Annotated in this window: 21 protein-coding genes; 11 read left to right on the forward strand and 10 right to left on the reverse strand. The window is 66.0% G+C overall.

Translation table 11 applies throughout. The features are described from left to right. A complete protein-coding gene (locus BXA07_RS09075; RefSeq protein ID WP_076567451.1) occupies window positions 1-969 on the forward strand; it encodes an IS1595 family transposase in 969 nt (322 codons plus the stop codon). Between the two features lie 51 nt (window positions 970-1,020). On the opposite strand, the gene BXA07_RS09080 is transcribed toward BXA07_RS09075, so the two are convergent. Then, a complete protein-coding gene (locus tag BXA07_RS09080; protein ID WP_076567453.1) occupies window positions 1,021-2,586 on the reverse strand; it encodes a phospholipase D family protein in 1,566 nt (521 codons plus the stop codon). 203 nt (window positions 2,587-2,789) lie between these two features. Here BXA07_RS09080 and BXA07_RS09085 point away from each other — a divergent pair, with 203 nt between their 5' ends. Beyond that, entirely contained in the window at window positions 2,790-4,142 is a 1,353-nt protein-coding gene (locus tag BXA07_RS09085) for a M28 family peptidase (protein WP_076567454.1), read from the forward strand. Here BXA07_RS09085 and BXA07_RS09090 read toward each other — a convergent pair. Next, the gene (locus BXA07_RS09090; protein WP_076567456.1) at window positions 4,139-5,908 is read right to left on the reverse strand and encodes an FAD-dependent oxidoreductase; all 1,770 of its coding nucleotides are present in this window, start codon (window positions 5,906-5,908) and stop codon (window positions 4,139-4,141) included. The two genes, BXA07_RS09085 and BXA07_RS09090, sit on opposite strands and share 4 nt — an antisense overlap. Window positions 5,909-6,156: 248 nt before the next feature. On the opposite strand from BXA07_RS09090, the gene cysM reads away from it, so the two are divergent. Continuing rightward, entirely contained in the window at window positions 6,157-7,059 is a 903-nt protein-coding gene (gene cysM, locus BXA07_RS09095; RefSeq protein ID WP_076567457.1) for a cysteine synthase CysM, read from the forward strand. Between the two features lie 101 nt (window positions 7,060-7,160). On the opposite strand, the gene BXA07_RS09100 is transcribed toward cysM, so the two are convergent. The 5 genes from BXA07_RS09100 to BXA07_RS09120 form a co-directional block, all read right to left on the reverse strand. Beyond that, the gene (locus BXA07_RS09100; protein WP_034751784.1) at window positions 7,161-7,493 is read right to left on the reverse strand and encodes a hypothetical protein; all 333 of its coding nucleotides are present in this window, start codon (window positions 7,491-7,493) and stop codon (window positions 7,161-7,163) included. Window positions 7,494-7,932: 439 nt separating this feature from the next. Continuing rightward, complete coding sequence (gene mltB / locus BXA07_RS09105; RefSeq protein WP_083708117.1) at window positions 7,933-9,072, reverse strand: lytic murein transglycosylase B; 1,140 nt, start codon at window positions 9,070-9,072, stop codon at window positions 7,933-7,935. 8 nt (window positions 9,073-9,080) lie between these two features. Further along, window positions 9,081-11,096: a transglutaminase TgpA family protein gene (locus tag BXA07_RS09110; protein WP_076567460.1), complete on the reverse strand. Its 2,016-nt coding sequence runs from the start codon at window positions 11,094-11,096 to the stop codon at window positions 9,081-9,083. Then, window positions 11,093-12,067, reverse strand: coding sequence for a DUF58 domain-containing protein (locus tag BXA07_RS09115; RefSeq protein WP_076567462.1), 975 nt, complete (start codon window positions 12,065-12,067; stop codon window positions 11,093-11,095). The genes BXA07_RS09110 and BXA07_RS09115 overlap by 4 nt, the downstream gene beginning before the upstream one ends. A gap of 5 nt (window positions 12,068-12,072) precedes the next feature. Further along, window positions 12,073-12,981 carry an AAA family ATPase gene (locus BXA07_RS09120; protein ID WP_076567463.1) on the reverse strand — a complete coding sequence of 303 codons (909 nt, stop codon included), beginning with the start codon at window positions 12,979-12,981 and terminating at the stop codon, window positions 12,073-12,075. A 244-nt stretch (window positions 12,982-13,225) separates the two neighbouring features. Between BXA07_RS09120 and BXA07_RS09125 the strand changes: the two genes are divergently transcribed. Then, window positions 13,226-14,152 carry a histone deacetylase family protein gene (locus BXA07_RS09125; protein ID WP_076567465.1) on the forward strand — a complete coding sequence of 309 codons (927 nt, stop codon included), beginning with the start codon at window positions 13,226-13,228 and terminating at the stop codon, window positions 14,150-14,152. Here BXA07_RS09125 and BXA07_RS09130 read toward each other — a convergent pair whose 3' ends face one another. Together BXA07_RS09130 and BXA07_RS09135 are read right to left on the reverse strand one after the other, a co-directional pair. Continuing rightward, on the reverse strand, window positions 14,153-14,563 hold the full coding sequence (locus BXA07_RS09130; protein WP_076567466.1) for a hypothetical protein: 411 nt from the start codon (window positions 14,561-14,563) through the stop codon (window positions 14,153-14,155). Window positions 14,564-14,716: 153 nt separating this feature from the next. Next, complete coding sequence (locus BXA07_RS09135; protein WP_076567468.1) at window positions 14,717-15,511, reverse strand: hypothetical protein; 795 nt, start codon at window positions 15,509-15,511, stop codon at window positions 14,717-14,719. Window positions 15,512-15,714: 203 nt separating this feature from the next. On the opposite strand from BXA07_RS09135, the gene ylqF reads away from it, so the two are divergent. Next, window positions 15,715-16,662 (forward strand): ribosome biogenesis GTPase YlqF, encoded by a 948-nt coding sequence (gene ylqF, locus BXA07_RS09140; protein ID WP_076567469.1) that lies wholly within the window; start codon window positions 15,715-15,717, stop codon window positions 16,660-16,662. Between the two features lie 69 nt (window positions 16,663-16,731). On the opposite strand, the gene BXA07_RS09145 is transcribed toward ylqF, so the two are convergent. After that, window positions 16,732-17,535 carry a DODA-type extradiol aromatic ring-opening family dioxygenase gene (locus BXA07_RS09145; RefSeq protein WP_076567471.1) on the reverse strand — a complete coding sequence of 268 codons (804 nt, stop codon included), beginning with the start codon at window positions 17,533-17,535 and terminating at the stop codon, window positions 16,732-16,734. 114 nt (window positions 17,536-17,649) lie between these two features. On the opposite strand from BXA07_RS09145, the gene BXA07_RS09150 reads away from it, so the two are divergent. The 6 genes from BXA07_RS09150 to BXA07_RS09175 all read left to right on the forward strand — a co-directional run bounded on the left by BXA07_RS09150 (window position 17,650) and on the right by BXA07_RS09175 (window position 22,827). After that, complete coding sequence (locus tag BXA07_RS09150; RefSeq protein ID WP_076567699.1) at window positions 17,650-18,540, forward strand: LysR family transcriptional regulator; 891 nt, start codon at window positions 17,650-17,652, stop codon at window positions 18,538-18,540. A 98-nt stretch (window positions 18,541-18,638) separates the two neighbouring features. Further along, the gene (locus BXA07_RS09155; protein ID WP_076567472.1) at window positions 18,639-20,189 is read left to right on the forward strand and encodes a TonB-dependent receptor; all 1,551 of its coding nucleotides are present in this window, start codon (window positions 18,639-18,641) and stop codon (window positions 20,187-20,189) included. A 146-nt stretch (window positions 20,190-20,335) separates the two neighbouring features. Then, the gene (locus BXA07_RS09160) at window positions 20,336-21,007 is read left to right on the forward strand and encodes a thiol:disulfide interchange protein DsbA/DsbL (RefSeq protein ID WP_076567474.1); all 672 of its coding nucleotides are present in this window, start codon (window positions 20,336-20,338) and stop codon (window positions 21,005-21,007) included. A 14-nt stretch (window positions 21,008-21,021) separates the two neighbouring features. Then, on the forward strand, window positions 21,022-21,246 hold the full coding sequence (locus BXA07_RS09165; RefSeq protein WP_076567475.1) for a hypothetical protein: 225 nt from the start codon (window positions 21,022-21,024) through the stop codon (window positions 21,244-21,246). Between the two features lie 172 nt (window positions 21,247-21,418). Beyond that, a complete protein-coding gene (locus BXA07_RS09170) occupies window positions 21,419-22,165 on the forward strand; it encodes an SDR family oxidoreductase (RefSeq protein WP_076567477.1) in 747 nt (248 codons plus the stop codon). 125 nt (window positions 22,166-22,290) lie between these two features. Beyond that, window positions 22,291-22,827 carry an ester cyclase gene (locus BXA07_RS09175; protein ID WP_244556228.1) on the forward strand — a complete coding sequence of 179 codons (537 nt, stop codon included), beginning with the start codon at window positions 22,291-22,293 and terminating at the stop codon, window positions 22,825-22,827. Window positions 22,828-22,830: the final 3 nt, after the last annotated feature.

Genomic DNA, 22,830 nt, shown 5'->3' on the forward strand with positions numbered 1-22,830 from the left:
ATGCCGCCAGCCGAATGGAAAACCTTCATCGCCCAGTTCGCCGCACTGAGCCGTCGCCAGCGTCTGGCCAGCGTTGCTCTGCTGCGCGGGGCAGGATCGCAGAACGCCGCCGTGGCACTGGTCGAAAGCGTGGCCCGGCAGCGGCTACACTGTCCCGCCTGCCACAGCAGCCATGCGCACCGGCACGGCCATGCGCACGGACTGCAGCGCTACCGCTGTGTGCCGTGCGGGCGCACCTTCAATGCGCTCACCGGCACGCCGCTGGCGCGCCTGCGCCACAAGACCTTGTGGCTAGCCTATGCCGATTGCCTGCTGGCATCGGCTTCCGTGCGCCAGGCAGCGCGACAGCTGAACGTGCACCGCAACACCGCCTTCCGCTGGCGCCACCGGTTTTTGACGCTCGCCAGGACGGACCGGCCCCATTGCCTGCATGGCATCGCCGAAGCGGACGAGCTGTATGTGCTGGAATCGGAAAAGGGATCCAGGCATCTGACGCGTCCGGCGCGCCGCCGGGGCGGCCACGCCCGCCAGCGCGGCATTTCCAGTGAACAGGTTTGCATCGTGGTGGCGCGCGACCGCACGGGACAAACCCTCGATTTCGTCACGGGAAAAGGGGCGCTGACCAAGGCGCAGCTGCATGCCTGCCTGCCACCCGTGATCGACAAGGACGTCTTGCTGGTCACCGACGGCCATGCCGCCTACCGGGCTTTCGCTGCGGAAGCGGGCATCAGCCACCGGGCCGTCAACCTGCGTGCCGGCATCCACGAGCAGGGCGCCGCCCACGTGCAGAACGTCAACGCGTATCACAGCCGCTTGCGCGGCTGGCTGCGCATCTTCCATGGCGTGGCCAGCCGTTATCTGCCGAATTACCTGGGGTGGCGCTGGATACTGGACGCCGGGCGCATCCGCTCCCCAGAAACATTATTGAAGGCAACACTGGGAGAGTTCCCACACTTGACGGTGGCATAGCCTTTTTTTATGCGCGCGCCGCCTTGTTTGGCCCGCCGCTGGCCGGAGCGCCTACAGTTGCGATTCGATCGGCAGCCAGCGCATCACGGACACCAGCGCGCGGCGCCAGAAGCCCGTCTCCGGGTCCCGCGTCCACACCTTGGCGGGTTCTTCGGTGGCGTCCGACCAGCGCAGCGCGCCATCGTCGAGGAACAGGCGGTAGCTGGTGTCGCGCGAGGTCGAGTGCTGGAACAGGGCGCGCATGTCGGCCGCCAGCGCCGCATCGGTGAACAGCACGCCCATTTCCGTATTCAGCTGGGCCGAGCGTGGATCGAGGTTGAAGGAGCCGACAAAGCCCCGCTCGCCGTCAACCACCATGGCCTTGGTGTGCAGGCTGGCGCGGCTCGAGCCCATCAGGCTGATGCGTTTGCGGTGCTGCGTCTTCAATTCATACAGGTCGACGCCGCCGCCCAGCAGCAGCTGGCGGTAGCGCGCATAACCTGCATGCACGAGGGCCACGTCGGTGGCCGCCAGCGAGTTGGTCAGCACCTTGACCTTGACGCCGGCCGCAACCTTGTCGCCCAGCAGCGCGCTCAGCGCCGTGCCGGGCACGAAGTATGGCGAGGTCAGCAGTGCTTCCTCGCGCGCTTCCGTCAGCAGGGGCAGCAAGCTGTGCATGAGCCAGTGCTCGCTACGCTGCAGATCGGCCACGGGAGCGGCTTTTTCCGGCGGGTCTGATACCACTTGCACCTGTCCGCTCCAGTGCAGGCGCAGCCGGCCGTCCAGGTGGGCTTGCAACTGGCCCGCATCGGTCAGTTGCTGGAGGTAGGGCGAAGCGCCCACTTCGCCCGTGAGCGCATCGAGGCGGTCGCGCACCGCCTGCAATTCCGGCGCGCCCGCATTCTTGCCTGCGTGCAAGGCGGTGATGGGGATGACGGCGCGGCTGTTCCAGAAGCGGTCAAAGATGTCGCTCGTCTGCTGCACGGCGGGCCCGACCAGCAGCAGATCCGCATCCTGGAAGTTGACTTGTTCGGCGGCATCAAAATATTCATCGCCGATATTGCGCCCGCCGACGAGGGCCACCCTGCCGTCGACGATCCAGGCCTTGTTGTGCATGCGCCGGTTCAGGCTGACGGCGCGCAAGGCCATTTCCACGGCGCGCCACCAGATGCCGTCGCGGTTGCGGCTAGGATTGAAGATGCGCACATCGATCAGCGGGTGGCTGTCGAGCGCGAGGATGGCGGCGTCCTGGCCCCGCGCATTGATGTCGTCGAGCAACACCCGCACGCGCACGCCGCGGTCGGCCGCGCGCAGCAGTTCGCGCACCAGCAGCCGTCCCGTGACGTCGTTTTGCCAGATGTAATATTGCAGATCGATGCTGCGGCCCGCTTCGCGCGCGCTCAGGGCGCGCAGGGCAAACGCTTCCAGGTTGTCGTCGATCAGGGCCGTGCCGCTGTCGCCCGGGCGTTGCGCCAGCTGGGGCGCCAGCACGCGGTCGAGCAGGGTGGCATCCATAGACACGGGCAGGGCCGTGCCAGCTGCGCCCAGCGAGCGTTCGGCGAAACGCCCGTAGCTGTACAGGGCGGCAATGCTGAGTACGGCGAAGATGGCCGCGCATAGCAGCAGTTTGACGAGCATGCGGCGCACCGTCAGCGGACCGCGCGCATGCTGCGGCGTGCGGGATGGAGGATGGTCTGGCGCATGCGCGTGTCTTTCATGAGCGGAACGGGAAGTGGCCGATTGTAGCAGTTTCTACAATGCACGATTTTCATCGTGGAACATCCTTGCCTGCCGTCAAAAATGCGAGAATGCCCGTCTACTTATTCTCAGGAGGCGGCGGCATGGTACGGATTTTGACGGGGGTGACGGCAGCCCTGCTGTCGGCGGGCGTGTTCGCGGCGCCATCGAACGGGGCGCAGCCACAGATCGAGCGCGTGGTGGCGGAGATCTCGCCGCAGCGCATCGAGGCGCACGTGCGCAAGCTGGTCGGCTTCCAGACGCGCCATACGATGTCCGATACCGTGTCCGACACCCAGGGTATCGGCGCGGCGCGGCGCTGGATCAAGGCCGAGCTGGAGCGCTGCGGCGCGCAGGCGGGCGGGCGCTTGCAGGTGGCGTTCGACAGCCACATCGCGCCCGTCTCGAAGCGTATTGCGCGGCCGACGGAAATCGTCAACGTGGTGGCGACCCTGCCCGGCAGCCAGCCGCAGTCGGCCGGGCGCATCTATGTCGTCAGCGGCCATTATGACTCGCGCGCCACCGACGTGATGGATGCGCAGGGCAACGCGCCCGGCGCCAACGATGACGCGTCCGGCACGGCGGCCGTGATCGAAATGGCCTGCGTGATGGCGCGCTACCGGTTCGACGCCACCCTGGTCTTCATGGCCGTGGCGGCCGAAGAGCAGGGCTTGCTCGGTTCCGGCCACTGGGCGCAGCAGGCGAAGTTGAACAAACTCAACATCGCCGGCATGCTCAATAACGACATCATCGGCAGTTCGCGCGCCGACGACGGCAGCGTCGATGGCGGCCAGGTGCGCCTGTTTGCCGAGGGCATTCCCGCCGTCAAGGAAATGAGCGACGGCGTGCGCAGCCTCGTGGCCACGGGCGGCGAAAATGATTCCCTCTCGCGCCAGCTGGCGCGCCATGTGAAACAGGTGGGCGAGCGCTACGTGCCCGGTTTCAAGGTCAACGTCATCCAGCGCGCCGACCGCTACTTGCGCGGCGGCGACCATATGCCGTTTCTGGCGCAAGGCTACGCGGCCCTGCGCTTCACGGAACCGAACGAGGATTTTGCCCACCAGCATCAGGATGTGCGCGTGGAAAACGGCGTGCAGTATGGCGACCTGCCGCAATTCGTCGATTACGACTACGTGGCGCAAGTGGCGCGCGTGAATGCGGCGGCGCTCGCTTCGCTGGCCCTGGCGCCCGCCGCGCCCGCCGGCGTCCAGGTGCGCACGGCCCAGCTGGAAAACGCCACCACCTTGCAATGGCAGCCGAATACGGAACCGGACCTGGCCGGCTACCGCATCGTCTGGCGCGCCACGACGGCTGACCAGTGGCAGGGCGCGCAGGACGTGGGCAATGTCACGCAAGCGCGGTTGAAATTGTCGAAAGATAACTACTTCTTCGGCGTCCAGGCCGTCGACAACGATGGCAATGTCAGCGTGGCAACTTACCCGACACCCTTGCGCTAGGCATGGTTGACGGGCAGGCGCGCCAGGAAGCCGTGGATCTGCGACACGACGGCCGCGCCTTCGCCCACGGCGGCGGCGACGCGCTTGGTCGAGCCGGCGCGCACGTCGCCGATGGCGAATACGCCCGGCACGCTTGTTTCCAGCGCGGCCCGCTCCGGCAAGTCGGGCGGCGGGGTGGCCAACAGCGCGGCGTGGCCCTGGGCGCGGCATTCGGCGCGCGTGACGTCGAAACCGGTGCGGATGAACCCCTGTTCATCGACGGCCACGGCGCAGTCGTGCAGCCAGTCCGTGTTCGGATCGGCGCCCACAAACAGGAAGACGCGGCGCACGGCGCAGTCGCACTCTTCGCCCGTCTGGTTGTTGCGCCAGCGCACCTCCGTCAAGCCATCGTCGTCGCCTTCGAGGGCGATGATTTCCGTGTGCGTGTGCAGGGTGATATTCGGCGTGGCGGCGATGCGCTCGATCAAATAGCTCGACATGCTGGCCGCCAGCCCCTCGCCGCGGATCACCATGTGGACCTTGGCGGCATGGCCGGAGAGAAACACGGCTGCCTGGCCGGCCGAATTGCCGCCGCCGACCAAAATGATCTCTTCCTGCCGGCACAGCTTGGCCTCGATGGGCGACGCCCAGTAATACACGCCCCGTCCCTCATAGGTTTTCAGATTCGCCAGCGAGGGGCGGCGGTAGCGCGCGCCGCACGACAGCACCACCGTGCGGGCGCGCACCTGCGTGCCGTCGCACAGGGTGACGCGCAGCGGCCAGCTGTCGCACAGCAGGCTGGCGGCGCTGGCCGGGGTGGCAATCTCGACGCCGAACTTTTGCGCCTGCACGTAGGCGCGGCCCGCCAGGGCGCGGCCGGAAATGCCGGTGGGAAAGCCCAGGTAATTCTCGATGCGCGCGCTGGCGCCCGCCTGGCCGCCATACGCGCGCTGCTCCAGGGCCAGCACGGACAGGCCCTCGGACGCCGCATACACGGCCGTGGCCAGCCCGGCCGGCCCCGCGCCCACCACCAGCACGTCGAAAATCTTGTCGCCGGATAAATCGGGCAGCATGCCCAGGCAGCGCCCCAGTTCCGCATTGCCGGGATTCTTCATGATCTTGCCGTCGGGACACACCACCAGCGGCCATTCCTGCGGCGCGGGCTGGTAGCGCTGGGCCAGCGCGGCGGCGGCCGCATCCGTGGCCGGGTCCAGCACCGTGTGCGGGTGGCCATTGCTCGATAAAAAGCTTTGCAGATGGAACAGATTGCCATTGCCGCGCGGCCCTACCAGGACAGGCCCGCCCGAATTGATTTCGATCAAGGCCACGCGGCGCAGGATCAGGGCGCGCACGATGCGCTCGCCCATTTCCGCTTCCGCCACGATCAGCGCGCGCAGCGATTCCGAGCTGATCACGAGCACGTCCACGTCGCCCACGGCATGGCCGTTGACGAGGGCGGGGCGGCCAGACAGCTGCGCCACTTCGGCGATGAAGTGGCCGGGGCCGATTTCGCGCATCAGCGACGTGCGGCCCAGGCCTTCGTGGCGCGTGACGGCCACGTGGCCCGACAGGACGACGAGCATGCCGAAGCTGCTGCTGCCCGCCTCGAACAGGGTGGCGCCGCCCGCATAGTGGCAGACCTTGCCATAGCGCTGCAGGCGGCGCAGTTCCGCCTCGGTGAAGACGGGGGAAATCTGGTGCATGCGGCCCTGGATATCGAGGCTGCTGGCCTGGACGGGATCGTCCTGCGTGGTTTCTGGGATGAATTCGGGAACGGTGCTGGCCATGACTGATCCATTGAGTGAATAAGCAAATTACTAAAATAACTAACCGCCACGAGTCTAGCGCATGCGCGCGCGGGGCGCTGGCACGCCGCGCGCGCAGGCCCCGGCCGGGCGCCAAGCCAGGCGCCGTGCGGCCTGGCGCTCTAGCGGCCGGGGTCTGTACCGTCCGGCCGGGCATGGGTTTTTAGCCATACGCCGTCCAGCATCTCATATTAGAATGGGTCTTTGTTGAAATTACTCAAACCGACACGATGGCTTACAAGACACTGGAAGATACGATAGGCAATACCCCGCTGGTGCAGCTGACGCGCTTGCCGGGCGCCGACGCGCTTGCGCGCAACAACGTCATCCTCGGCAAGCTGGAAGGCAACAACCCGGCCGGCTCCGTGAAGGACCGCGCCGCCATGTCCATGCTCAAGCGCGCGGAAGAGCGCGGCGTCATCAAACCGGGCGATACCCTGATCGAAGCGACCAGCGGCAACACGGGCATCGCGCTGGCCATGGCCGCCGCCTTGCGCGGCTACAAGATGCTGCTCTTGATGCCCGACAACCTCAGCGTGGAGCGCCGCCAGAGCATGGCCGCCTACGGCGCCGACATCTTATTGACGCCGAAGACGGGCGGCATGGAATATGCGCGCGACCTGGCCGAGCAGATGCAGAAGGATGGCCGCGGCGTGATCCTCGACCAGTTCGCCAACGAAGACAATTCGCGCGCCCACTACGAAACGACGGGGCCGGAAATCTGGCGCGATACGAATGGCCAGGTCACGCACTTCGTCAGTGCCATGGGCACCACGGGCACCATCATGGGCGTGTCGCGCTACCTGAAAGAACAGAATCCCGCCATCCAGATCATCGGCGCCCAGCCCGAGGAAGGCTCGCAGATTCCCGGCATCCGCAAGTGGCCGGAAGCCTATCTGCCGAAAATCTACGACAAGTCGCGCGTCGACCAGGTGGAATACGTGAGCCAGGGCGTGGCCGAGCGCATGGCGCGCAGCCTGGCGGCGGAAGAGGGCTTGTTCTGCGGCATCTCGGCGGCCGGTGCGTGCGAAATCGCGCTGCGCATCTCGCAGACGGTGGAAAACGCGACCATCGTGTTTGTCGTCTGTGACCGCGGCGACAGGTATCTGTCCACCGGTGTTTTCCCTGCGTAAGGGCTAAAGCATAGTGTAGTGATATTGGCCAGGACGGCCTGAGAACTGCTGAAATACCCCCTCCCCATGGCGGGGAGGGAAAACCTGCATGACTGGCAGGATCAGCCTTGTGGCGTTTCGCCTTCTTTTGGCTTGAATTGCTTGTCGCTGATGCGGAATTTGTTGCGACGGTCACCCATCAGGTAACGCAGGTCACGGATGCTCAGATCGCTGACTTCGTGCATGCGGATCAACAGCGATGCGCCGACCGGCAGGCGGTGGTGGCGGATTTTGCTGATGACTGGTGGCGCCACTTCCAGGGCGCGCGACAGGGCTGCGTCATTTTTCAGGCGCAGGTTTTCGATCAGGGTATCGAGCAGTCTGTTTGGGTTGTACTGAAGCAGATCGTCGGAGTCCGAATCGCTGTTCATATCAATGCCGACTTGGTTTGTCATGATGTTATTGTTCCTTCTGTAGTTGCACTGCAAAGTAAAAAACACTCGGAGCTCGCTCTTGCTGCGTTCATGTTCATTCTTTACTAAAAGGAACGAATTCACACATGGTACGATCCGGGATACAGTTTTTCATAATATATACACAATTGTACAGCAGGATTCAATTTCAGGCTGGAAAGCTCTGTAATCTTGCTTTGTACAGAAAAAGTGTTGTCTAGTTGCAACACCTATTTATTCTTTATTATGCTCTATGATAGAACAAAAATTGTACTTTGACAAAAGTTAAGTATAAAACCACTCTGTATCCCGTGCCGCACAACAGGCTGGCGAGCGAGGCTGGCACGATGTTATCGACTCCACCATAGACGTGTTTGCCGGTCGCTTCAACATCGCTTACGCTTTCTTACAAGTAATATTATAACTTTACACTGACTTTCGGTTAGCGTGCGCGCACTTGGCTGATGGCCTTGCCCAGGTCGATTACTGACATGGCATAAAAATAACTTCTGTTGTACTGAGTTATAGCAAAGAAGTTATTGGTTGCCAAGTGATACTCAGTTGCTTCTGAACCATTTTGTAAATCGATCAGGCCGAACAGCATATTCGGTGGCGGGGCTGCAACGGCGCTGACGCCGGCCGCCTGCAATTCTTCCAGCCGGTAGTTCGCTTGCAAGCCCTGGCCGATGAATTTTTCCCACGCGTGGTTGGCCGACACGGTGACCCGGTACACGCTGATGGCCGGATCGTCGCGGCGCCAGCCGTGCTCGACGAGAAAATGCGCGACGCTGCCGATGGCGTCGGCCGTTGAGTTGCGCAAGTCGATGTGGCCGTCGCCATCGAAATCGACCGCGTACTTCATGATGCTGCTGGGCATGAACTGGGGCAGGCCGATGGCGCCCGCATACGAGCCGAGCAGGGTCAATGGATCGATGCCGTCCTTGCGCGCGTACAGCAGGGCGTTTTCCAGTTCGCCCTTGAAAAATTCCATGCGCGCGGCCCGCGTCGGGCTTTCCGGATAGGAAAACGCCAGGGTGGTCAGCGCATCGAGCACGCGGAAGCGGCCCGTGTTGCGTCCGTACACGGTTTCCACGCCGATGATGCCGACGATGATTTCGGCCGGCACGCCATATTCGCGCTCGGCGCGGGCCAGCGCTTCCGCGTTCTCGTCCCAGAATTTCACGCCTGCATTGATGCGCACCGGTTCGATGAAGCGGGCGCTGTAGGCTTGCCAGTTCTTCGGCTTGCCCGGCGGCGCCGGCTTCATCAGCTGCACCGTCGCGTCCACATAGCGCACCTTGCCGATCAGCGTGTCGAGCTCGGCACGGTCAAACCCGTGTCTGGCGGACATGTCGTCGAGGAAGGCGCGGACTTCCTTCCAGTTGGCATAGTCGACAAATTCGCCTTCAAAGTCGAATTTCGCCGGCGCCTTTTTGGCTGCCGGCCTGGCCGGCGGCGACTTGGCGGCGCGCACGGCACGGGCCCGGTCGGCGGCGGAAATATTGCTGTTTTCGCCGGCATGTACGCCAGGCAGGCACAGGGACAGGGACAGGAGCAGGGCGGAGGTTTTGATCGGTAACAAGGAGCGTCTCATCGGCATTGGGTTAACAGGCGGCGCAAGCTGCGCCGCGCGCGGGTGTGTTCGTCTGGGTTGGCATTACCATACTTCATCGCGGCATAGATTGCCAGAAACTGTGCGATGGCGGCGTGCGCCTCTTGTGTGGCCTGGCCGGCGGCCAGGCGCGCAGCATAACCGTGCGGGCCTTCGTGCGGCGCACGGCTGCAGCCGCGCCGCGCCTGCTGGCGGCAAAACTGCGCGTACAGGCGGTCGAGCGGATCGTCTTGCCGCGCCTGCCGCCACCAGACCAGTGCACCGGCCACGGCGGACAGCAGGGCCAGCATGGCGCAGGCCAGTGCAAGTTGCTTCGCCGATAAGTTTTTCAAGCCGTCGAGCATGGCACGCGGGCGCTGCGGCGTGGTGTCGAGCACCCAGCGGTTCCACGCGTGCCCGACCTGCTGCCATTGCTGGCGCCACGCGGCGAGCGCGCCGCCGGCGCCCCCGTCCAGGCCCGCCAATGTGCGCCAGGCTGGCGCGGGAGCGCTCGGCAGGGCCGCGTCCAGGTTGCGCTCCGTGCGCAGCGGGGCGACGGCGCTGGTGGGATCGACGCGCACCCAGCCCCGGCCCGCCAGCCACACTTCGCTCCAGGCATGGGCGTCGGACTGGCGCACGCTCAGGCTGTTGTCGGTAGCATTGCGCAGGCCGCCCTGGTAACCGGTGACGACGCGCGCGGGGATGCCCATGGCGCGCATCAGCACGACGAAGCTGCCCGCGTAATGTTCGCAAAAGCCCGCCTGGGTGCGGAACAGGAAGTCGTCGACGCCATGCTTGCCCAGCAGCGGCGGCTGCAGGGTGTAGCGGAAGGGCGCGCGACGGAAGTATTCAAGCACGGCGGCGATGGCGTCGGCAGGCGCCAACATCTGCGCGCCGCTGCCGCGCAGCTGGCGTGCCCAGGCCACGCTGCGCGGGTTGCTGCCGGCAGGCAAGGCCAGCCAGGGCTGCCGCTGTGCCGGCGACAGGGCCGCCTGCAGCCGGTAGTGCGTCTGGGAACTGGCGCGGTAGCGCACGGTCGACGTCAGGGGCTGCGCGGTCAGCACTTCCAGCGCGGACGAGACCACGTAGGGGTTGCCGGGCAGGCGTTCCATGCTGCGCGGCACGTCGAGCGCGAAGATGCGCCGCTGGCCGCTCGCCAGCAAGGTCACTTCGTATTGGCTGGGCTGGCCCGCCAGCGCGATGTCGATGCGGCTGTCGCCGGCGGGCGCGCGTCCCTTTGCGCCCCGGCGCGTCCAGGTGGCGCCGTCGAAGTCGCCCAGCACGACGCCGCGCCAGTACAGCTGCTCTTGCGGCGGTATCGGCGTGGAAAAGCGGGCCGTGAAGACGGGTTCGCCGGACAGGGCCAGCGTGGCAATGGCGCCCGGCTGCATGCTGTCGGACAGGCCCGAGCGCGCCTGCGTACCGTCGTGCGGCGCGCCCCATAGGGGGCCGTCGGGGCGCGGCACAACAAAAAACAGCAGCGCCGCCAGGGGGGCGGCCAGCGCCAGCATGCGGCCCAGCAGGCGCAGCCGTTGCGGCAAGCGCGGCTGCACGGCGCCGTACTGGGCCGACAGCAGGCCGGCCAGCAGCACGAGCACGGTGGCCAGCATCCAGGCGGCGCTGAGGATGTCCTGCGCATGGAAAAAGTTGGCCAGCAGCAAAAAGAAACTGAGGAAGACGAAGACGAAGATATCGCGCCGGCCATGCATTTCCAGCGACTTCAGGGCCAGCAGCAGGGCCAGCATGGCCACGCCGGGATCGCGTCCCAGCAAGCTGCCGTAGCTGGCGTAGATGCCGGCGATGCCCAGCAGGGCCAGCGGCGCGAGCAGGGCCAGCGGCGGCTGGCGCCAGCCCCGCACGGTAATGACGGCGCGCCACAGCAGCAGCGCGGCGGCAGCGGCCGACAGCCACGGGGGCAGGTGCAGCGCATGCGGCGCCAGCACCATGGCCGCGGCCAGCAACAGCAGCACCATGTCGGCCTTGTCGCGCGGCAAGCGGCTGAGCCAGGTCATCATGGCGCCGCCCGGTCTGGTGGCAGGCCATGCAGGGCCAGCGCGCGCAGGCAGGCGTCGCGCTGGCTGGCGCCCAGGCCCGGCGCCACGGTCAGTGCGCCCAGGCGCAAGCCGTACGGCAAGCCCGTGCTTTCCGCCTGCAGCACCCAGGCGGCCAGGCGCGACAGGCGCGCTTCCGTCGCCAGCGCGTGCAGGGACGCATGTTCAAGCATGATGCTGCCGCGCGGGCTGCCCGTGGGTGCGTCGGCGGCGGGCTGGAATTGCTTGCTGAACAGATGCTCGCCGTCATGGCGGGCGATCTGGCGCCAGGCCAGGCGGTGCAAGGGATCGCCGGGCTGGTAGGCGCGCACGCCGGCCAGCTCCTGAGCGCCGCCGTAAGCCTGCCGTGTTGCTGGGCGCGCGTTGTCGGACGGCAATGGCAGCGGCGGCGCGCCCTGCTCGGGCTGCGGATACACGAGCACGCGGGCCTCGGGTTGCCAATGACACCAGGCAACAAAGAGGCCCAGCGGAAAACTGCCGGACAGGCGCACGGCAGGAGCGGTAACCCATCCGCGTTGCCGCGCCGCCACGACGATGCTGACGGCCGTTTCGCCGTGGGCGGCGATGTCGGCCAGTTGCGGGGCTGCCGGCGCATCGCTGACGGCCAGGTGGATCGCATGGCGCGCACGCGTGCTGCGGTTGATCAGGCGCAAGGTGAATGTGGCCGGGCTGCCGGCAAACGCGGGACTGCCCGGCGTGGCCGTCAGGGCCAGGCCCGCCAGGTTGCGGCTGGCAAACAGCATGTCGGCGATGGCGCAGGCGGCCGCGAAATACGTGAGCGCATAGCCCAGGCCCAGGCGGTAATTGACGGCGGCGATCCACAGCGCCAGCAGCAGGGCGGCAAACGCCAGGCCCGCACCCGAGGGACGGATGTGCACGCGCTGCGCGCCCAGCCAGGGGCGCGCCGGCAACCAGGAAACATTGCGCCAGCGCATGCCGGTCAGACGGGGGTGTTCAAGAGCAATTGCTGCAGCAGGATGCGGCTATCGCTCGCTCCCTGCGCCGCATGCAGGCGGTGCGCGCAGACGGGCAGCAGCACGGCTTGCACGTCGTCGGGCGTGACGTGGTCGCGTCCCGCCAGGGCGGCCCAGGCGCGCGCCGCCTGCAGCAGGGCCAGCGCGGCGCGAGGGCTGAGGCCGTCGGCAAACATGCCCGGCGCGCGCGTGGCGTGCACGAGGGCCAGCACATAATCGACCACGGCGGCGGAAGCGTGGATGGCGCGCAGGCCCGCTTGGGCCTGCAGCAATTCTTCCGCATTCATGACGGCAGGCAAGGTGTGCAGCATGGCGCGGCGGTCGGCGCCCAGCAGCAGCGCCCGCTCGGCGGCCGGGTCCGGATAGCCGAGGGTGACGCACATGAGGAAACGGTCGAGCTGCGATTCGGGCAGGGGGAAGGTGCCCAGCTGGTGCGCGCAGTTCTGCGTGGCGATGACGAAAAACGGCTGCGGCAGGGCGCGCGTGACGCCGTCGAGCGTCACTTGCCGCTCTTCCATCGCTTCGAGCAGGCCCGACTGCGTTTTCGGCGTGGCGCGGTTGATCTCGTCGGCCAGCAGCACCTGGGTAAACAGGGGGCCGGCGTGGAAGATGAAGCTGGCGCTGCCGCGGTCGTACACGCTCATGCCGGCTACGTCGGCCGGCAGCAGGTCGCTGGTGAATTGCTGGCGCTTCCACTGCAGGCCCAGCGAGATGGCCAGCGCATGGGCCAGCGTGGTCTTGCCCACGCCGGGCACGTCGTCGATCAGCAGGTGGCCGCCCGCCAGCACGCAGGCCAGCGTCTGGCGGATCTGTAAATCTTTGCCGACGAGAACTTCGCCGATCTGGCGCGCGGCCTGATGTATTTTCGAAAACATGCTATTTCTATCACAGTACGATGGATTATTTAATTTACAATCGCTTTGGCCAGGTCAAAGCGCGCCGCCCGCCCGCGTCTGGCTCGTGGTAGATTAGAGAGGCGGCAAGGATAGCGAGGGCGGCACAGACCAGCCAGTGATTTTATGCGAGAACGCGCCAGGCGGGCAGGAATGCCCTGCAGTGCAGGCGGCGCGCGTTCCCGGTATGGACAGAGAGCAGAGACAGAGGTAACCAGTACAGCGCATGAGCACAGCCATTTATACCCACCCCGATTGCCAGCGCCACGAAATGGGCGACTGGCATCCCGAATCGCCGGCCCGCTTGCAGGCCATCAACGATCAACTGATCCTCGCGCACATCAGCGACCTGGTCGAGCACCGTGACGGCGTGCGCGCGCACATGTCCGATATCGAGCGCAACCACAGCGCCACGGCCATCGGCCTCGTGCGCGACAATGTGCCGCCTGTGGGAGACTACTATCCGCTCGACGGCGACACCCTGCTCAATGCGCACAGCTACGAGGCGGCGCTGGCGGCGGCCGGTTCGGCCGTGGCCGCCACGGACGCCGTCATCGATGGCGAGATCAGCAATGCCTTCTGCGCCATCCGCCCGCCCGGCCACCATGCGCGGCCCAGCGAGCCCATGGGCTTTTGCCTGTTCAATAACGTGGCCATCGCCGCCAAGCATGCGCTCGACGTGCGCGGGCTCGAACGGGTCGCCATCGTCGACTTTGATGTGCATCATGGCAATGGCACGGCCGAATCCGTGGCAAACGACCCGCGCATCCTGATGGTGAGCTTCTTCCAGCACCCGTTCTATCCGTACAGCGACGTCGAGTCCTACACGGATACGCGCGTGAACGTGCCCGTGCCGGCCCATTCGAAAGGCGACGCCGTGCGCCAGCTGGTGCTCGACCACTGGCTGCCGGCACTGCACCGCCACCGGCCGCAGATGATCTTCATTTCCGCCGGTTTCGACGCCCACCGCGAAGACGACGTGGGCGGCATGGGCCTGGTGGAGGCCGACTACACGTGGATGACGCAGCAGATGATGGCCGTCGCGAATCAGTATGGCAAGGGCCGCATCGTCAGCTGCCTCGAAGGCGGCTACAACCTGTCGTCGCTGGGGCGCAGCGTGGCCGCGCACGTGAAGGCGCTGGCGGAACTCTGACTACAGCAGCGTGGGGCGGCTGCGCGAGTTCGTGTGGCGGTGGGTCTGGTAATCGAGCGCATCGCCGGCCATGAAGCGGCGCCAGGCTTGCGTGTAGACGAGCGACGATTTGTCCGCGTCGAAGCTGTCGAGCTGCAGCATGTCGCGGTGGTGCTTGATTTCATTGACCAGCTGGTCGTACAGCGTTTGCAGGCCATAGCTGTCGGCGCTCTGGCGTTTCAGGCGCTCTTCCAGCTGCGCCACCTGCAGTTGCAACTGGCGGCACTGTTTCTTCAGATGCTGCACGCTGCCATTGCGCGGCACGCGCCGGGACACCGTCCCCTTGGCCTGGCGCGGGTGCCCGCCGGCGCGCTCGTCTTCCGCGCGCGTTCCAGGCGCGGCGCCCGTGTCTTCCATCGTCATATCGCCCATCTCCCCTCTGTCATCTCCCCGCGCCTGGCGGGAGGCAGCATGGAAAATAATTGCTTTTCATTTAAGAGGCGATATTAGAGCATACTTTTTTGTTGCTTGCAGTAAATATTAAAATCCACTGAGAAATATTTTATCTTTCTGTTAACGCCGCCATCACTGGCGCAGTGCCGCCTGCGGGGGCGTCACGGGGGCTGCCGCCACTGTCCCGTCGTCGGCGTAAGTGATGGTCAGCAAGGTGTCGTCATCCCAGCTCTGGTCGTGCAGCGGCGGCACGTAGCGCTGGCGGTCGTCCGTGACGCGGATGTCCAGCGTGCGCTCGCCCGAGCGCGCCTGCACCCCGGCGACACTGCGCGGCACCGGATACAGCACGTGGATCAGCGAGGAGTGGCAGGGCCCGCCCGCCATGCGGAACAGGTTGCGCCGGACGAAGGACAGCTGGTCCTGCTCGACGGCCCAGCGGATTTCGCATTCCAGGCGCAGGTCGCCCAGGCGGCGCACGTTCGCGGGCAGTCCCGGCGTATGGATGTCGGCACGCCAGCGCAGGGTATCGCGCTTCTTGTTGCTGACGAGGTCGGCATTGGCATCGTAGGCTATCTTGTTGCGCGCCAGGGTGAAGCCGCCGTCCGGCGCCAGCGGGATGGGAATCGACAGGTTCTCGGCCGACAGGTGCAAGGTCGCGCCATCGAGCTTGCCCTTCGGCGTGGCGGGAACGAGCATGAAACGCAGCGGGGCGTCGGGCGCCAGGCGCTGGTGGTCGGCATACGCGTCGAGTCCCTTGACCATGGTGCGGTAGGGCCGCAGGTCGGGGTCGCGCGTGCCTTGCACGTCGACGATTTGCTGCATTTCCTGGGGCGCCGCGTCGCCCGGCGCTGCCGGTTGTTCCTGGGCCATGGCGGGCAGCAGGCAGGCGGCGAAGGTGACGAAGAGGGAAAAGCGGGAAATGTGCATGGAAAGCGTGGCCGGTTAAGCTTGCAATGGGAAAAGTCCGTCCTGTGGCGACGGAGTGCGGATCTTATCATTCAGGTAACTGCGAAATTATCACCAATTGTCTCGTTCGCGTCGCACGGCTGGCGCCGGCGCCGGAAAATGCGACGTCGCGGCGCCAAGCACGTAAAATAGCGGATTGATTGAACGATTTTGAAAGCAAGAGCATGGCGATACAATGGTACCCAGGACACATGAACGCGGCCCGCAAGAAAGCGGCCGAGACCATGGAGAACACCGATCTGGTGATTGAAGTGGTGGACGCGCGCCTGCCGGCGGCCAGCTGCAATCCCATGGTGGACGAGCTGCGCCTGTTCCGCCAGCGCCCCTGCCTGAAAATCCTCAACAAGACCGACCTGGCCGATCCTGCCGCCACCGCCGCCTGGGTGGCCTATTTCAATGCCCAGGAAGGCGTGACCGCGTATGCGATGACGACCAAGAAGCCTGGCGACGTGGCGCGCATCCCGGAACTGGCCAAGTCGCTGGCGCCGCACCGCGGCGTGCCGACGAAACCGCTGCGCATCATGATCATGGGCATTCCCAACGTGGGCAAGTCGACCCTGATGAACGCGCTGCTGAAAAAGCGCGTGGCCAAGGTGGGCGACGAGCCGGCCGTGACGAAAATGCAGCAAAAGCTGTATCTGGACAAGAACACGATTCTGGTCGACACGCCCGGCATGCTGTGGCCGAAGATCGCCATCCCCAGCGACGGCCTGATGCTGGCGGCCAGCCACGCGATCGGCTCGAATGCGCTGATCGAAGAGGAGGTGGCCGTGTTCCTGGCCGAGGAATTGCTCAAGCGCTACCCGGACCTGCTGGCGGCCCGCTACGGCACCAAGGTCGGCGAAGTCGACGCCATCGGCGTGGTCGAGGGGATTGCCGCCAAGCGCGGTTTCCGCATCAAGGGCGGCGACTACGATTTCGAGAAAGCGTCGCACACCCTGCTGCTCGACTACCGCAGCGGCATCCTGGGCCGTATCTCGCTGGAAACGCCGGACACGCGCGCGGCCCTGCTGGCCCAGCATGCGGCCGAGATGGCGGAAAAGGCGGCCAAGGCAGCGGAGATCGCGGCCGAAAAGGCGAAGAATGCGGCGCGGGGCAAGCGCGGCACGTAAGTTACCGCTTCACCATGCAAAAAGCGCCGCGACAGCAATGTCGCGGCGCTTTTCTTATGCGGTGGCGGATTATCCGAATTTGAAACTGGTCACGGCCAGCGCCCCAAAGAAATCCTCTTCGTGGTAGACGACGTGGGCCGCTTCCTGCTCGGCCGCGCCGAGCGCCACCATCAGGGGCAGCAGATGGTCTTCCTGCGGATGGGCCTGGCGCGCGCCCGGCGCCCGGTCCCAGGCCAGCAACTGTTCCAGCCGCTGCGCCGGCGGCAGGGCCATGGCCTGGCGCAGCCACGCGTCGAACTGGTGCGAGGCGACGGCGCCCGCCTGGCCGAACTGGCGCAGGTTATGATAACTGAGGCCACTGCCCAGTATCAGCACGCCCTGGCGGCGCAGGCCGGCCAGCGCGCGGCCCACTTCGACGTGCGTGAGCGGGTCGTAGCCGTGTTTCAGCGACAGTTGCACCAGCGGCATGTCCGCTTGGGGGTAGATGGGGAACAGGGCGCTGAAGGTGCCATGGTCGAAACCGCGCTCGTGGTCCAGGCGCGCCGGGTGGCCGGCCGCGTCCAGCAACTGCTTGACCTGCGCCGCCAGTGCCGGCGCGCCCGGCGCCGGGTACTGGATTTGATACGTGTGCGGCGGAAAGCCCGAGTAATCGTAGATCATGCCCGGCTTGGGGCTGGCCGAGACGAGGAATTGCGGCCCTTCCCAGTGCGCCGTGACGACCAGCACGGCTTTCGGACGCGCGCCGATCTGGCGCGGGATATCCTGCAGCGACGCTTCGAGCACGTCGTAGCGGCCGCCGAACTGGTCTTTCATGAACGGCCACGGGCCGCCGCCGTGCGACAGGAAATAGGTGGGGAAGGTGTGCTCTTGCATGGCGGCTCCTGGTGGGAATGGCTGATGATGGGATGATGATAGTCATGCGCGGTCAGTTGATCAAGATCGCTATTATTGATATATCATTTCCATTTTGTTGATGATCGGATGAGCATGGATACCTTGCGCAGCATGCGCGTGTTTCGCGCCGTGGTGGAACTGGACAGCTTCGTGCGCGCCAGCGAGCGCCTGGACCTGTCGCCGGCCATGGTCAGCAAGCATGTGATGCACCTGGAGCGCCATCTGGGCGCGCGCCTGCTGAACCGCAGCAGCCGCCACCTGAGCCTGACGGAAATCGGCAAGGTGTATTTCGAACAGTGCCGCGACATGCTCGACAACCTCGACGAAGTGGAAGCGACGGTGGGCCGCACGACAGTAGTGCCGCGCGGCATGCTGCGCCTGAGCGCGCCCGTCTGGTTCGCCAACGCCATCTTCACGCGCACCCTGGTCGCTTACCGCGAGCGCTTCCCGGAAGTCACGTTCGACATCGATTTGAGCGGAAGAGTCGTCAACCTGGTGGAAGAGGGCTTCGACCTGGCCCTGCGCGTGAGCCAGGCGCCGTCGCCGGCCCTGATCGCGCGGCCCATCGGCAGCATCGCCTTTCACCTCGTGGCCGCGCCCGCCTACCTGGCGCGCGCGGGCCAGCCGGAAGTGCCGCAAGACCTGGCCCAGCACGCCATGATCAGCTATTCCTTGTTGGCGAACGGCAATGAACTGGCCTTCGACGGCCCGCACGGGAGCGAGACGGTGAAGTTTTCGCCCGTGTTGCAATGCAATAACGAAAGCCTGCTGCACGCGGCCGCGCTCGACGGCATGGGCATTGCCCTGCTGCCGTCTTGGCAGACGGATGACGACCTGGCGGCGGGGCGGCTGGTGCGCCTGTTCGACGCTTACCAGCTGGCGGGCGGCAAGGTGTACGCCGTCTACACGAGCCGCCGCTACCTGTCGTCGAAGGTGCGCACCTTCATCGACTTCCTCGCCGATGAAGGGCGCCTGGGCAGCTGACGGCCCCAGCGCCGCGCGCCATGCGTATAATGATTCGCTTTTGCCATCTTCCCGTTTCACTACCGTGCGTGCCCCGGTAGCGCACCCAGCTTGCCGCCATGATGCCTGTCCTTCCCGCCCTGACCATCGCCACATGTGCCGCTCTGCTGTGCGCGCTGGCCATGCCGGCGCGCGCGCAGGACGGCGTGGCCGCCGGCGCGGCCGGCGTCACGCACGGCGACTTGTCCGCCGAACTGGCGCAGGGCGGCCAGCACAGCGTGCGCGCCGCCCTGTCGCGCGAGCAGGGCGGCATGTCGCTCGATGCGGCCCTCGACGGGCAGCGCAACGGCAATTACCGCGACGGCAGCGTTTTCCACCAGCGGGGCTTCAGCGGCGGGGCGGAGTGGAAGGCGCGGCAGGGCCGTTCCGGCTTCAGCGTCGATCAGCTGAACCAGGACACGCGCTATCCCGCGCCCGAAGCGCCATTCCTGGCCTTGCTGGCGGCCCGTCCGGAAGACCTGTACCGCTACGAGGTGCGGCGCGCCAGCGCCTTCGTGCAGCGCTACGTGGGCAATTTCGAGCTGGGAGTGGAACTGTCGCAGCGGGAAAAGCGCGCCACGGCCCAGTATGCGGGCGAGGACGGCAGCAGCGTATCGACCTACAGCAGCCGCCGCCGGCAGCTGGCGCCCCGCCTGCGCCATTACGGCAAGGTGGGCGGCGTGGGGACGGATACGGAGCTGGGGCTGGACCTGATGCAGTGGCAGCGGCAGTCGGACCGTGCCGCGTTGGGCCGCGACGGCAGTGCGCAGCGACGCCAGTATTCGCGCGCGCTGCTGCTGCGCGAAGAACTGGCCTTCGGCGGCCCGTATGCGCCGCGCCTGCTGCTGGGCTTGCGGCATGAACAGTTCCAGCTCGATCCGGCCGACATGCCCGCCGGCGGCAGCGACTGGGAAAACCAGAATGCCTGGGACCTGCAGGGCAGCCTGCAGCTGCGCCCGCAACTGAACGTGTACGCCAAGGCCGCGCGCAGCTACCGCATCGACGACGATGGCTACACGAGCGCCGGCTACCGCCCCCTGGCGGGCCAGCTGCGGCGCGAAACGGAAGTGGGCGCCACCTACGGCGACGCGGCGCGCAGCGCCTCCGTGCGCCTGTTCAGCGAACGCCTGAGCAACCAGATCGTCTTCGACCAGAGCCTGGGCCAGCTGGGTTTTGCCGGCAATCTGGACCCGTCGCGCCGCGATGGCGTGGCCATCGAAGCGAGCATGGCGCTGGCGCGCGACTGGCGCCTCGACGCGCAGCTGCGGCAGGTGCATGCGCGCTATGACGACTACAGCTACGACGGGCCGGACATCGCCCTCGTGCCGAAAACCCTGGCCAGCCTGCGCCTGTACTGGACGGGGCGGGGCGGCGCCAGTGCCGACGTGGGCGTGCAATGGCTGCGCGCCCTGCGCTATGGACCGGATTTCGCCCATAGCTGCCTGGCGCAGGTGCCCGCGTTTGCCACCGTGGACGGGCGCTACGTGCGCAAGCTGGGCGCCTGGGAGCTGGAACTGGCCGGCAGCAACCTGGCCAACCGCCGCCATTACGGCGATGCGCCCGGCTGCCGCTCCAGCATTTACCTCAACGATGCGCGCCAGCTGCGCGTGTCGGCGCGCTACCATTTCTGAGACGGCGGCGCGGCGGGGCTTAAATGCGGCTTAAGCGGGCGCAAGGCGGTGCGATAAACAGGGCTTTTTTGCGCCCGACCTTCATCGCCCGGCGCAAAAAGTGGTAATCTCGCCCCGTTCACGACCACTTTTGATGAAGGATTATTATGCGTTTTCTGCGTTTCTTGCGTCCCCTGCTCGCCGCCGTCACCCTGGTGGCGGCCACCGGCGGCGCCATGGCGGCCGATACCGGCTTTACCACGCTTCCGACCCCAGTGCGCACGGACACGGGCAAGAAGGTGGAAGTGGTGGAATACTTCATGTATTCGTGCCCGCATTGCTACGCGCTCGATCCGCTGATGCACGACTGGGTCAAGAAACAGGGCGACAAGATCGCCTTCCGCCGCATCCACCTGGCCTTCTCCGGACCAAAAGATCCGCAGGCGCACGCCTATGCCACGCTGGAAGCGATGGGCCAGCTGGACCAGTTCCACGACAAGATCTTCCGCGCCATCCACGTCGAGCGCAACCGCCTGAACCGCGATGACGCCATCCTCGACCTGCTGGTCAAGAACGGCATCGACAAGGCGAAATACCTGGACATGTTCAATTCGTTCGGCGTGCAGACCAAGCTGAAACGCAACGAACAGCTGATCACCGCCAGCAAGATCGACAGCGCGCCGACCATCGTCATCGACGGCCGCTTCGTGACGTCGCCGGCGCAGCTGTCGCGTCCGGGCCAGTCCGAGCCGCAGACCCAGGCCGCAACCCTGCGCGTGATGGATGAACTGGTGGCGCGCGTGCTGAAAGAGCGCGCCCCCGCGCCAGCGAAGAAGTAACACCGGAGAGCACCATGAAACAGCTGCCCTGGACTTTATGCGTGCTGGCCGTCGCCCTCGCGGCGTGGCTGGCGATTGCCATCGTCAACGTGGAAAACCAGCGCAATGCGCTCGTTACCAAGGCCTGCGTGGACCCCGCATTCAAGAACGAGGTCGACGCAAAATGCCTGGCGTCCGTGCACACGCGCGAGCACTGGTGGCAGCACCTGACTTACGCCATGACGCATTTCAGGTCATAGAACGCCGGATAAAATCTACTGCGATTCTCGGCCACAAATCACTGCCGCTCGCTACGATTTTCTCCGGCGTCGTGACGATGAGGGATGGATCGGCAAACTGCCCGCTTCGTGCGGGCTTTTTTACGTCTGCAGCTTGCGGGTATCATGAGACCACAACCATCCTGGAGGGGCAATGAAGGAAGTGATCCTGATTACGGGCAGCAGCCGCGGCATCGGGGCGGCGACGGCCTTGCTGGCGGCGCGCCAGGGCTATGCCGTCTGCGTCAACTATGTGCGCGATGCGCAGGCGGCCGAAGCGCTGCGCGCGCGTATCGTGGCCGAAGGGGGCGAGGCCATCGCCGTGCAGGCCGACGTCAGCGAGGAAGCGGACGTGGCGCGCCTGTTCGATGAACTCGATGCGCGCCTGGGGACCTTGACGGCACTGGTCAACAACGTGGGCGTGCTGGAGCGGAAATGCCGGCTGGCCGACATGTCCGTGCAGCGCCTCGAACGCGTGCTGCGCACCAACGTGATCAGCTATTTTTTGTGCTGCCAGCAGGCCGTGCGGCGCATGTCGACGGCGAACGGCGGGCAGGGCGGGCGCATCGTGAACGTGTCGTCGGTGGCTGCGCGTATCGGCTCCCCGGAAGAATACATCGATTACGCGGCCTCGAAAGGCGCCGTCGATACGCTCACCCTGGGCCTGGCGAAGGAAGTGGCGGCCGAAGGCATCCGCGTCAACGGCGTGCGCCCCGGCATCATCTACACGGACATCCACGCTTCGGGCGGCGAACCGGGCAGGGTGGCGCGCCTGGCCTCGGGCGTGCCCATGCAGCGGGGCGGCCAGTCGGAAGAAATCGCCGACGCCATCCTCTACCTGCTGGGGCCAGGCGCGACCTATGTGACGGGCAGCATCCTCGACGTGGCGGGCGGGCGCTGATTTCCAGTGCATTTACAACCCTGACAAGCAGATGATTCAAGCGCGGGGCCAATTATCAAACAGAACAAGCGAGTCCAGAATGACGGGGTGCCATCTGCACGCCGATCAACTCACCTGGAATGACCATGCCCGTTTCCGTTTTTGCTCCCGCCATCCTGGCCCTGTCCCTGCTGGCCGCCGCGCCGGCCCACGCCGCCACCGAGCTGCCCATGCCCGCCCGCCTGTCCGGCGCCAAAGCCGACGCCGCGGTGGTGCTGGCCGCGCGCCGCTATGCCGCGTTCTGGCAGAGCGGCGATCCGGCCCTGGCGCGCCTGGCCCTGGCCGACGCTTTTACGGACCGCACCCTGCCTGCCGGCCGCCCGCAGGGACTGGCCGGCCCGCTGCAGGCTTCGCAGGTGTTCCACGCTGCCGTGCCGGACTTGCAGGTGGCCATTGAGGAGATGCTGGTGGCAGGCGACCGGGTCACCCTGCGCCTGCATTTCACGGGCCGCTTCACGGGCGTGTTCCCCACGCCGCAGGGCGAACTGCGCGGGCAGGGGCAAGCCATCGATTTTCATGCGTTTGATTTGTATCAGGTCGATGCGCAGGGGCGCATCAGCGACAACTGGCACCTGGAAGATAATTTGACGCTCCTGCGCCAGCTGGGCGTGCTGGCGCAGTAAGGG

Origin of the sequence: Janthinobacterium sp. TND4EL3 (assembly GCF_900156175.1) — a bacterium.
Taxonomy (GTDB): Bacteria; Pseudomonadota; Gammaproteobacteria; order Burkholderiales; family Burkholderiaceae_D; genus Janthinobacterium.

Coding starts and splice junctions, on each gene's coding strand:
- BXA07_RS09135 (WP_076567468.1), bottom strand. CDS start 15,511: ATGCACATTTCCCGCTTTTCCCTCTTCGTCACCTTCGCCGCCTGCCTG.
- BXA07_RS09165 (WP_076567475.1), top strand. CDS start 21,022: ATGAAACAGCTGCCCTGGACTTTATGCGTGCTGGCCGTCGCCCTCGCG.
- BXA07_RS09090 (WP_076567456.1), bottom strand. CDS start 5,908: ATGGCCAGCACCGTTCCCGAATTCATCCCAGAAACCACGCAGGACGAT.
- BXA07_RS09110 (WP_076567460.1), bottom strand. CDS start 11,096: ATGATGACCTGGCTCAGCCGCTTGCCGCGCGACAAGGCCGACATGGTG.
- BXA07_RS09085 (WP_076567454.1), top strand. CDS start 2,790: ATGGTACGGATTTTGACGGGGGTGACGGCAGCCCTGCTGTCGGCGGGC.
- BXA07_RS09155 (WP_076567472.1), top strand. CDS start 18,639: ATGATGCCTGTCCTTCCCGCCCTGACCATCGCCACATGTGCCGCTCTG.
- BXA07_RS09115 (WP_076567462.1), bottom strand. CDS start 12,067: ATGCGCTGGCGCAATGTTTCCTGGTTGCCGGCGCGCCCCTGGCTGGGC.
- BXA07_RS09125 (WP_076567465.1), top strand. CDS start 13,226: ATGAGCACAGCCATTTATACCCACCCCGATTGCCAGCGCCACGAAATG.
- BXA07_RS09150 (WP_076567699.1), top strand. CDS start 17,650: ATGGATACCTTGCGCAGCATGCGCGTGTTTCGCGCCGTGGTGGAACTG.
- BXA07_RS09170 (WP_076567477.1), top strand. CDS start 21,419: ATGAAGGAAGTGATCCTGATTACGGGCAGCAGCCGCGGCATCGGGGCG.
- cysM (WP_076567457.1), top strand. CDS start 6,157: ATGGCTTACAAGACACTGGAAGATACGATAGGCAATACCCCGCTGGTG.
- BXA07_RS09100 (WP_034751784.1), bottom strand. CDS start 7,493: ATGACAAACCAAGTCGGCATTGATATGAACAGCGATTCGGACTCCGAC.
- BXA07_RS09145 (WP_076567471.1), bottom strand. CDS start 17,535: ATGCAAGAGCACACCTTCCCCACCTATTTCCTGTCGCACGGCGGCGGC.
- ylqF (WP_076567469.1), top strand. CDS start 15,715: ATGGCGATACAATGGTACCCAGGACACATGAACGCGGCCCGCAAGAAA.
- BXA07_RS09120 (WP_076567463.1), bottom strand. CDS start 12,981: ATGTTTTCGAAAATACATCAGGCCGCGCGCCAGATCGGCGAAGTTCTC.
- BXA07_RS09075 (WP_076567451.1), top strand. CDS start 1: ATGCCGCCAGCCGAATGGAAAACCTTCATCGCCCAGTTCGCCGCACTG.
- BXA07_RS09175 (WP_244556228.1), top strand. CDS start 22,291: ATGCCCGTTTCCGTTTTTGCTCCCGCCATCCTGGCCCTGTCCCTGCTG.
- BXA07_RS09160 (WP_076567474.1), top strand. CDS start 20,336: ATGCGTTTTCTGCGTTTCTTGCGTCCCCTGCTCGCCGCCGTCACCCTG.
- BXA07_RS09130 (WP_076567466.1), bottom strand. CDS start 14,563: ATGGGCGATATGACGATGGAAGACACGGGCGCCGCGCCTGGAACGCGC.
- BXA07_RS09080 (WP_076567453.1), bottom strand. CDS start 2,586: ATGCTCGTCAAACTGCTGCTATGCGCGGCCATCTTCGCCGTACTCAGC.